We start from the raw sequence: 10129 nt of genomic DNA on the forward strand, positions 1-10129 counted from the left end.
ATTGCCGAGTTTTTTATGGTAAAAAGAATACAATAACACCTGCTGGCAGAATTAATATCTTTCTTTCAGATTATGAATTAAATGGAGTATCATCTTATACCTATTATTTAATCTGAAAATACTCTTTCAGGTCCTTCAGTTTTCCCCGAGCACCCTGTTCATCGGTGTTACAGCTGAAACTTCCAACCTTATGACTGTTTCAGGTATCTTTCAGCCGGAATGCCGATGAACAGGGTGCTCGGGGAAAACTGAAACCTGAAAGAAGAAAGATTGACCTGAAAGCAAGTAATGTTGTGATCTGGAACAAGTAATGTTGAGAATGATTACATTGCTTGTTATGAATAAGAACAAGCAATGTAATTTTCAGGCAAGTCCTGTTCTTTTAGCGTCTATATATCGGTGACGTTGGATATATAGATACTGCGCATCCGATATATAGATGTGACGCGTCCGATATATAGATGCCGCATGTCCGATATACTTATCTTTTATGCCTTGTTTTTGTATTAAATAGAGGATTATTTAATTAAAGCCCATTTAATTAGCTAACGCCAAATTATTCTTTGTGTTTTTCTTATTAGAAATGTTATTTAGCTCTTTATTATTTGTTCATATTCCGATTTATGGTATATTTGCCAATAAACGGAACCTATTTTGTGATATTTTGCCAATAATCGGAACATAAAAGTAGTTATTATGGAATTATATCGTAGTATAATCGAAGAATTGAAAACGTGGAAACGCAATCCAGGGAGAAAACCTCTTATTTTAAAAGGGGCTCGTCAAACTGGCAAGACATGGATTCTTGAGTATTTTGGACGAACAGAATTCAAATACACCGTCAAATTCAATTTTGATAAGGATCATTCTATCCATGAAATCTTTAAAATGACCAAAGAGCCTTCGCGGATTATCTCGCAATTGTCCTTACTGACCGATTACCCTATCTTACCGAATGAGACATTGCTCATTTTCGATGAAATTCAAGAATGTAATTCTGCCTTAAACTCATTAAAGTATTTTTATGAAGATTCACCCGAATATGTTGTAGTAGCTGCCGGTTCATTATTAGGCGTAGCTTTGACTAAAGGGGAGTCATTTCCGGTAGGCAAAGTTGATTTTCTCGATCTATATCCCCTCACATTCAAAGAGTTTCTGAAAACAGCCAATGAGAAACTATATAATTACGTGGAAGAATTGTCCGAGATATCAGCTTTACCTCAATTTATTACAGACCGCCTTAGCGAGTTGTACCAGCAGTATTTGGTAATAGGTGGCATGCCTGCTGTCATCAACAGTTTCCTTGAAAACAAAGGCATGGAAAAAGTCAAAAAGGAACAACAGGCAATACTTAACGCCTATATTTTAGATTTTTCAAAGCATGCTGAAAACAAGGATATTCCCCGTATTATCCATATATGGAATTCTATCCCAAGCCAGTTAGCCAAAGAGAACCGAAAGTTTGTTTACAAAATGGTCAAACCCGGCGCTCGTGCCCGTGATTATGAAGACGCTCTGCTTTGGTTGGAAAGCGCAGGTTTGATTTATCGGGTGTTTTGTACCACCAAGCCCTTTCTTCCTTTAAAAGCTTACGATGATTTGTCTGCATTTAAAGTTTATTTATCTGATGTCGGATTATTACGTGAATTGTCAGGTCTTCCGCCGGAAGCTATCTTTTTAGGAAATGAAACTTATACGGAATTTAAAGGTGCTGTTGCCGAAAACTACGTTTTGCAAAGTTTAGCGCCTCAATATGACATCCTTCCACGCTATTGGACTTCTATAGGAAAAGCGGAAGTCGATTTTATCATTCAATCCGATAGTGACATTATCCCTGTTGAAGTAAAAGCTCAAACCCGTTTGGGAGGTAAAAGCTTATCTGTTTATGATGCAACCTATCATCCGGTATGCAAGTTGCGCTATTCATTAAACAATCTGAAGCAAGACGGGACACTGATTAATATCCCTTTATATTTAGCGGATTGGACAAAAAAGATTGTATCTTTCATCTCATAATCATCCGCTCATTATCCCTTGATCTTTATCGTTGCATTATTAAATGGTCATTAATTTAATGACCATTTAATAATGTAACTTTAGTCGGTAATGTTATAAATAGACTCAGCGTGCATACACAAAATAGAAATTTGCTGTACATTATTGAAATCTACATTGTTTTCTTTGATAAACCTCTTTAGTTCTTCTTTCTGTTTAGGATATAGTTTCAAAAACTGGTTGAAATTCTTGAAAGGCTTTTTCTTTCCTTTTTGCTCTATCCAATAAATGTTATATCGGCTCCCGAGTATTAACTTCTCCGGATCGAAATCATAACGTTCTCCGCGTCCTGCATATGTTCCTCCGTATGTTTTTACAGAAGTTGTTTCTGTAGGTTGGCCGAACGCACCTTTTGAGGCTTCTTTGCGCATATTCCCTTTGTATTGTACATACAGTACAGGATTCGTCGGCAAAATCTCGATACCATTATTCCCTTCCGTATAGAACACCCGGTTACCGAATTTTATAACCTGTATATCTTGCGGGTTACTTAATGCTTTCACCTTATTATCAACACGATCAACAAAATAAAATTTGTTTGCCAGTATGTTGTAATTCATTTTTTCGCGAAATTGCGAACCGTTCTTGAAATAGACAACCGCTTCTTGAAAATCATCAAAAAGAAAAGAAGAAGTATTCTTGTCTTGTGCATATAGCATACATACAGTGCATGCCCAATAGAATAAAAGCAAACATTTTTTCATATTTACATTATATTATAAATGAATAAACAATAATGCCCGACTCATTTATGCTGAAAACACAAATGGGCGGGCATTATATTCTTAACCAGAATGATTCAGAAACTATTATACAAAGTTACCACCCTGTTGTCTGCGTCAGTTTGAAACCTTTCTCCGCATAAGCATTGATTTCTTGCTCTCCTACAGGAGAACAATAACTCCGGTCACTGAAAGTATTACGCGGCTGAACATTAGTAGGCATATAATAACCTACCATTTCGGAGGCATTGCTCCCATCGAAAGTAATGACTGTACCGTCTTCCTTCTTGACCTGTCTCTTGCCAATATACTGTTCATCCAAGTAAGCCGGAACTTCTTTTACCATATCTACCCAAGGGCCTATCATTGTATCCGGGTACTTGTTGTTGTCCATATACTCCAATTTCTTCCAACGCTTGATGTCATGCAAACGGCAGTGCTCATAAAACAACTCCATGCGGCGTTCACGGCGGATTTCCCAAATCAATGGGGTGACATCCTTATCCCTGGCAGGATCAAAATTTTCTGTTATATCGGCTAATACCATATCGGCAGTGTTTTTCAGTCCTTTAGCCTGTGCAGTAGCATCCAGCGGACGGCGTCTTAACTGATTAATAGACGCGTTGATATCTTCTTGAGTTACCCCACCCAATTCAGCTTTAGCTTCAATCCAATTTAACAGCACTTCCGCGTAACGGATTACCGGAGCATCATTTGTATTGGTATTAGAATCATAAATAGGATTGTTCTTGGGATTATCCATCGTCAATGCTTCACGATCGATGAATTTGGAAGCATACAGCAGTGTGACAGAATTGATATTCACATGATCAATAAATGTTGCCTCAAAACGCGGATCGCGAGTTTTTGCCAAGTTTGCTACACTCAACAACTTTGCATTCTCAAGATCAGAATGCTGATAAACTTTACCATCCTGGCAAATGAAAGACTTTGCTAGCGCAAGATTGGGGGCTGGCGCCTGGCTTTCTACACCATTAGAATAAGATGCAATATGGTGTTTAAGCATTTCGAATGTATAATGACGATACATAATAGCCTCTTTATTACCTTTCAAGTCCTGCGAACCGAACACATCACGGAATGGAGTGTCGATAGCGTATTTACCGCTATTGATTACTATTTCGGCAGCTTCCTTTGCCAACTGCAAATATTTGTTTGCCACAGTCTGGTCTCCGCCATGATACTTCTGCCATGTCCCCTCAAAAAGCATCCAGCGAGAGGCAAACGCTGCTGCAACATACCGGTTCAAAGTGTTATCGCCATCATTAGTGCGTATATTGACCAACACTTCATTCTTTAACATATCATGAACTTTATCCATTACAAATACACGGCTGTCGCGGTCTTTATACATGGCTTCCAGGTCGCTATTGGCAAATGAGGTTTCATAGTAGGGTACGTCACCAAATACAGCTACCAACCGGGAGTAAGAGAAGCATTTAAAGAAAGCTGCTACAGCATGCCAGTGATTATACGCTTCTTCCGTTACATTCCCTTTCATATTAGCTTCCAGACGTTCCATAAAAACGTTCGCTTTACGAATCCAAGTAAAATTCCAAGTCGGACCAACGTACTGGGTCTGATAGGTAGCCAAATCACCTGTATTTGAACTGCCAAGGGTACTGGGAATCGAATTGCTAAACGATGACTGCTGACCTGTAGAAGCTAAATCATCCGAAAAGGAGTAACCACGCAAAGGAGCATAATTAGTTGTCCATCCATCAGCATAGCCTACAAAATAGTTCCTATAAAACCCGTTGGCATACAGACGGGCATCCATCTCGGTTTTCCAAAAGGTGCCATCAGTCGGAGTGTTTAGTTGCGGGCGGTCCAAAATGTCATCACAAGATGTAGTAGCTAGAACTACCGCAGAGAGTGTGATTAATATATATTTTTTCATATTGATATATTTTTAGAAGTTTAACTGAATACCTACAGACATATTCTTCATGGTTGGCGTACCAACACCTGTACGGCCGGAGTTATAGTTTGTAGAGTTGAACATAGAGAAACCTGAGATTTCTTCCGCATCAATCGGCAAACCTCCCAGTTTGTCAAACGTAAAGAAATTTTCGCAGGCCACATAAATACGAGCCTTGTTAATCAGTACTTTCTTAGTCCATACGGCAGGCAGTGTATAACCTAGCGTGATGTTTTTGATACGGAAATAAGACATATTGAGCAAGTATCGATCCTGTGTTTGCATGTTGAAACCAGTATTGGAACCTGCCAGATTATAAGCGGCCGGATAAAAAGCATCTGTACGATCTTCTCTCCAATAATTACCTGCAATAGCCTGCGGCATAGCACCGTCACCTGTATTAAAGCCAGGGATAGCAAGAAAACCGGCACCCCAAATATCGCGTTTACCTACACCCTGCATAAAGATAGAGAAATCAAAGCCTTTATAGTCGGCACCCAAACGGATACCATATTCGTAACGCGGTGTAGAGTTACCAATAACTTCCAAGTCCCCCGTATCACGTTTACCGTAATTCGGATCATTTTCATCGGTTACCGTACCTACTGATCGGGAACCGCCATCAATTTTCCCATCACCATTCACATCTTTATATTTCACATCGCCGGGGCCAAACTTTATTGTTCCCGTTTGGAAATAATCTTGATATACCCCATTCGGATCTTTCAGTTTGTTCATTTCTTTAGCGCCGGGAGTGTTAGCGGGCACTTCTTTACCATTCAAGGCCCAAACGGTAACTAATTTACCATCGGCATATACGAAATCGTCTTTTTGATAAAGGCGATCTGTGCGATAGCCCCATATTTCACCATATTTTTTCCCTATATACCAACTGTCAATGCTCTTTGTATCACCATAAGCAGTGATTTCAGTCTGGGCATCCGACAAAGAAACCATAGCGTTGATCCCTAATCCGTTTTCAAATCGATGATTATAGTCGATAGAAAGTTCCCAGCCTCGTGTTCTTAAAGAGCCGAAATTCCCTTTCGGAGAACCGGCACCAAAAGTCCATGTAACACCTTCACTCGGAACAATCATATTCTTGGTGTCGCGTTGATACCAGTCGAATGTTACCCCTAATTCACCGTTAAAGAATCGCGCATCGAAACCAAAATCCAATGTGGCTATATCTTGCCAAGTGATTCTAGGATCTACTGCCGCTGGAGTTCCGGCATAAATAATCTTATTACCACTCGGATCAAGCCAACTTGCCTGTCCCTGGCTGATAGTGGGCACATACAATGAACTGGATACAGTCTGATCACCAATCATACCCCAAGAACCTCGGAGTTTCAAAGAAGAGAGGAACGTTTTGGACCAGTCCATGAATTTCTCTTCACTGAGGCGCCAGCCTAAAGAGAAAGAAGGGAATGCGCGCCATTGTAGATTGCTGGGAAATTTAGAAGAACCATCATAGCGGATGTTCGCTTCCAGCAAATATTTGTCCATCAGATTGTAATTGACACGTCCGAAGAAACCGAGCTGACCATCCCAGTAGAGGTTACCGCTGGAAGTCTGTGTGCCGATGGTTTTATCCCAACTGAGGTTATTAATATCTGTAAGGTTAGTGATCTGCGACCAGTTATCTTCAGATTCCCAGTCAGTCCGGTTCATTCCAACCAATACCTTCAAATTGTTTTTTTCGTTGATCTGCCAATTATAATCAGTTGTAATATTGAGCGTATGTCTTTTAGCGTTAGTCACTTCACGACGAATATGGTCAGGATTAGCACCGTCTGCAGTATACTGCCGATAGCTCAAGCCGTATGCAGGCATAGCACCTTCAGTACCTGCTGATACCACTTCTCCCATATTGTTAACGTATATTTGGTTACCGTTACCATCCAATCTCTTGACGGGAGACGTCCATGTATCAGCGGCTGTAAATTTAGTACCGTTTTTTTTCCATATCTGGTCTTCGCCTGCATAAGTATAATCGATGTCAAACTTCCAGTCCTTCGTTATTTGCAGAGTTGCGCCTACATTGAAACTCAAGTAATTATTCTCTTTGTTTGCAGTGTTCGCCTGATGAATTTCAGAAGCCGGACTGCGCATTTCATTTCCGTTCTCATCATATCCTATCGGATAAGTACTATCCCAACGATAGAGATAGAGCCATGGGTCAGCCGTTGTAGAGTTTGTCGCGTAAGCATAGCGTTTGTTACGTTTCGAATAATTAGCTCCGGCACGGGCTGTAATATACTTGTTGATTTCGGTACTTAAACGTATAGAACCGTTCCATCTGCGGAAATCATCATGTTTAGCCAATTTCATCAAACCATTTTGATCCAAATAGCCTAAACCGACATTGAACACAGTCTTACCACTCCTGCCGCTCAACGAGATATTATGTGTTTGCGAAGGAGCCCATTCACGAATCATGTAATCATAAGGATCGAAAGTACGTATAGAGAACTTACGATTGGAAGCATCTACGTACCAGTCGCGGCCGTATACGAACGGATCATTGACTCCTAACTTACCACCCCAGGTTTTGTCCCATTCCTTAGCTCTTTCAAGACTGGTTTCATCTACATACCAGAATGCTCCATATAGAGTGCCTTTGGCACGTTTCAGCGCATCAATGCGATACTGAATACCATCAACTCTTGCCATTTCCATCTTTTTGGAAATATTTTGCCAAGAGAAATTACCGGAATAGCTTACTTCTACTTTCTCACTTTTAGCACCCTTTTTTGAAGTGATCAATACTACACCAAAAGCCGCCTTTGCACCATAAATAGAAGCAGAAGCTGCGTCTTTCAATACGGTGATAGATTCAACATCATCAGGGTTCACCATCTGAATAGAAGGAATCTCCACGTTGTCTAACAAAATCAGCGGTGTAGAGCTACCATCGATGGAGCCGATTTGTCCACGTACTTTTATAGTCGGATCCGAACCTATTTCGCCACTTGGAATAACGACAGACAACCCCGGCGTAGTGCCTTGTAACCCCCGGCCGATATCAGGAATCTGGCGTCCCTCTAAAGTCTTGCTTACATCTACCGTCGCAATTGCTCCTGTCAGGTTCTCTCTCTTTTGAGAGCCATAACCTACTACTACCACCTCTGATAGAATTTCACTATCTTCCGCCAAAACTATTTTCATAGTTCGGGTAGCTTTTACTTCTTGAGGTTGGTAACCGACATAAGAGATTTTCAATATAGCCCCTGCCCTTACATTCAATGTAAACCTTCCATTAATATCTGTAATACCACCGTTGGTAGTGCCTTTTTCGACCACGCTGGCGCCAATAATCGGTTCATCAGAAGCATCCAAGACTACACCTGTAACAGCGATAGTTTGTAGCTGCTCTTTTATATCCGGAACATTGCCTGAAACTGTTTGGGTAGCCATCACATTATCGCTGCCTAATAGCAGTGCACTGATTGCTACTGCCGTGAGGAATTTGCTATATGCCAATCCTCGTTTTTTGCGTTCTTCATTCATAAATGATTGATGATTTTGTTGTTAATTAAAATAGTTTTCTCTAAAATAATTAGGGTAAGGATAGTCTGTATAGAAATAGCTTTGACTATTTCTCCTGTCAGATAGATTTCTTCTCCATAGGCGTTCTTCTATTTTATAGGTTTAACTTATATATTATCTCTCCTTATTTATATTACAGTCCAACGGTTCCAAGAGAACTTGGTAAATATGTATTAGAAGGATAGCTTTGCTCTAAATTTATTTTTCGATGCCTACCAGGAGCGTACCCGGGACGTAGTTGCTCCGTACCAAAGTCATACTTTCTTCGGTCAGAAGTACCTCTGAGTGGAGAAAGTATGGAGCAACCACGACTCAGGTACGTCTCGGGTATAGCCAGAATGATAAAGGGATGGTCTATTCCGATTCATAAAAGTTGAGTCCTTATAGGAATGAACTTTCAGGAATAGAGTCTTTCCTCCCTTCAGGAAGTAGCTGTGAGGGCAATTTCAGATGGCTACACCCTTTACTTCGGATGGCTACACCCTTTTGACGTGATAGCTACACCCTTTATAGCAAAAGGTGTAGCCCTGCAAAAGGGGTACTTAACCCACAAGAAAACGGGTTACAATTCTTCCATATAAATTTAAGGAGATATGCAGTAGTTCACCTCTTTTTTACACTTTAACCATGTATTCCTCAGATATTCTTTTCAGTAAGTAATGCAAAGCACGAAAACCAAACGATTAAGTGAAGTTTTGGAAGTTTTTGTCTTGGTATATTAAAAAAAACTATATATTTGTATCCAATTCTAAATCTAACTGCGTATGAAACTGATTGCAGAGAGTGGTTCGACAAGAACTGAATGGGCTTTGGTTGAAGACAATCACCTGATACAACGTGTTTTTACAGAGGGACTTAATCCTTTCTTCCAAACCCGAAGAGAGATCAGCCGGAGTGTGCGTTTAGGTTTACCCGAAACTTTTTTCAAAAGAAAACTGGAGCAAGTATATTATTATGGAGCCGGTTGTACTTCTTATGAGAAAAAGAATGTATTGGGTGCCTCATTAGTAGCACAGTTCAAAACTCCGATCCAAGTAGAGAGTGACTTACTTGCCGCCGCCCGTGGTCTGTTTAAATGTGAAGCAGGAATTGCCTGCATTTTAGGCACCGGATCTAATTCTTGCTTTTACAACGGAAAGATTATTGTAAAAAATGTCAGAGCAGGCGGATATATATTGGGAGATGAAGGTAGTGGTGCTGTATTAGGCAAGCATTTTCTTTCGGATGTACTAAAGGGCTTGGCTCCCAAAGAGGTAATGGCTGATTTCTTTGAGAAATTCCGTATTAGCCCCAATGAAGTAATGGAGTCTGTTTATAATCGCCCGTTTCCTAATCGTTTTCTATCCACTATTTCTTATTTCCTGGCGGATTATACGAGTGATGATTATGTTTACGAACTAATAATCACCAATTTGCGCAACTTCTTCACAAGGAATGTATGCCAATATGATTATAAGAACTATCCAATCCGCTTTGTAGGTTCGTTAGCCTATAGCTATGCCCCGATTCTAAGAGAAGTCGCCGGTGACTTTGGTATTGAGTTGGACGTGATTGAAGAAACTCCCATGAATGGACTGATTGACTTCCATTCATTAAATATTGAAGAACCTTAATATTTGTATATAAAGCATATCGCAGAAGGTACAAACCTTCTCGAAGAGCAAATATATAAATATAAAGTTAAATAAATGCAAAGGAATGTTCTTGATATTAAATTATAATATATCTTTGCTAAGAAGAAACGAAGAAATGGCGTTTCATCACCTTTGTTAATAACGAGTTTATCTCTTAAAACAACCAACTAAATAGTAACAGTATTTAGTGTATTTTAATTTTTAACCGACAATGTATTTACCAA

Annotated in this window: 5 protein-coding genes; 2 read left to right on the forward strand and 3 right to left on the reverse strand. The window is 39.9% G+C overall.

Annotated elements, in window-relative coordinates:
• Positions 1 to 696: 696 nt before the first annotated feature.
• Complete coding sequence (locus BACCELL_RS05885) at positions 697 to 2016, forward strand: ATP-binding protein (RefSeq protein ID WP_007210703.1); 1320 nt, start codon at positions 697 to 699, stop codon at positions 2014 to 2016.
• Between the two features lie 80 nt (positions 2017 to 2096).
• Here the strand turns inward: BACCELL_RS05885 and BACCELL_RS05890 are convergent, their stop codons facing one another.
• From BACCELL_RS05890 to BACCELL_RS05900, 3 genes are all read right to left on the reverse strand, one after another.
• On the reverse strand, positions 2097 to 2759 hold the full coding sequence (locus tag BACCELL_RS05890) for a hypothetical protein (protein ID WP_022209859.1): 663 nt from the start codon (positions 2757 to 2759) through the stop codon (positions 2097 to 2099).
• Positions 2760 to 2874: 115 nt separating this feature from the next.
• A complete protein-coding gene (locus BACCELL_RS05895; protein WP_007210705.1) occupies positions 2875 to 4698 on the reverse strand; it encodes a RagB/SusD family nutrient uptake outer membrane protein in 1824 nt (607 codons plus the stop codon).
• Positions 4699 to 4710: 12 nt separating this feature from the next.
• Complete coding sequence (locus BACCELL_RS05900; protein ID WP_007210706.1) at positions 4711 to 8232, reverse strand: SusC/RagA family TonB-linked outer membrane protein; 3522 nt, start codon at positions 8230 to 8232, stop codon at positions 4711 to 4713.
• Between the two features lie 803 nt (positions 8233 to 9035).
• Between BACCELL_RS05900 and BACCELL_RS05905 the strand changes: the two genes are divergently transcribed.
• Entirely contained in the window at positions 9036 to 9884 is an 849-nt protein-coding gene (locus tag BACCELL_RS05905) for a hypothetical protein (RefSeq protein ID WP_007210708.1), read from the forward strand.
• Positions 9885 to 10129: the final 245 nt, after the last annotated feature.

Source organism: Bacteroides cellulosilyticus DSM 14838 (genome assembly GCF_000158035.1).
In the GTDB taxonomy this organism is placed as follows: Bacteria; Bacteroidota; Bacteroidia; order Bacteroidales; family Bacteroidaceae; genus Bacteroides; species Bacteroides cellulosilyticus.

What these genes read in the sequence shown, in the direction of transcription:
- BACCELL_RS05905 (WP_007210708.1), top strand. Translation starts at nt 9,036, where the DNA reads ATGAAACTGATTGCAGAGAGTGGTTCGACAAGAACTGAATGGGCTTTG.
- BACCELL_RS05890 (WP_022209859.1), bottom strand. Translation starts at nt 2,759, where the DNA reads ATGAAAAAATGTTTGCTTTTATTCTATTGGGCATGCACTGTATGTATG.
- BACCELL_RS05900 (WP_007210706.1), bottom strand. Translation starts at nt 8,232, where the DNA reads ATGAATGAAGAACGCAAAAAACGAGGATTGGCATATAGCAAATTCCTC.
- BACCELL_RS05895 (WP_007210705.1), bottom strand. Translation starts at nt 4,698, where the DNA reads ATGAAAAAATATATATTAATCACACTCTCTGCGGTAGTTCTAGCTACT.
- BACCELL_RS05885 (WP_007210703.1), top strand. Translation starts at nt 697, where the DNA reads ATGGAATTATATCGTAGTATAATCGAAGAATTGAAAACGTGGAAACGC.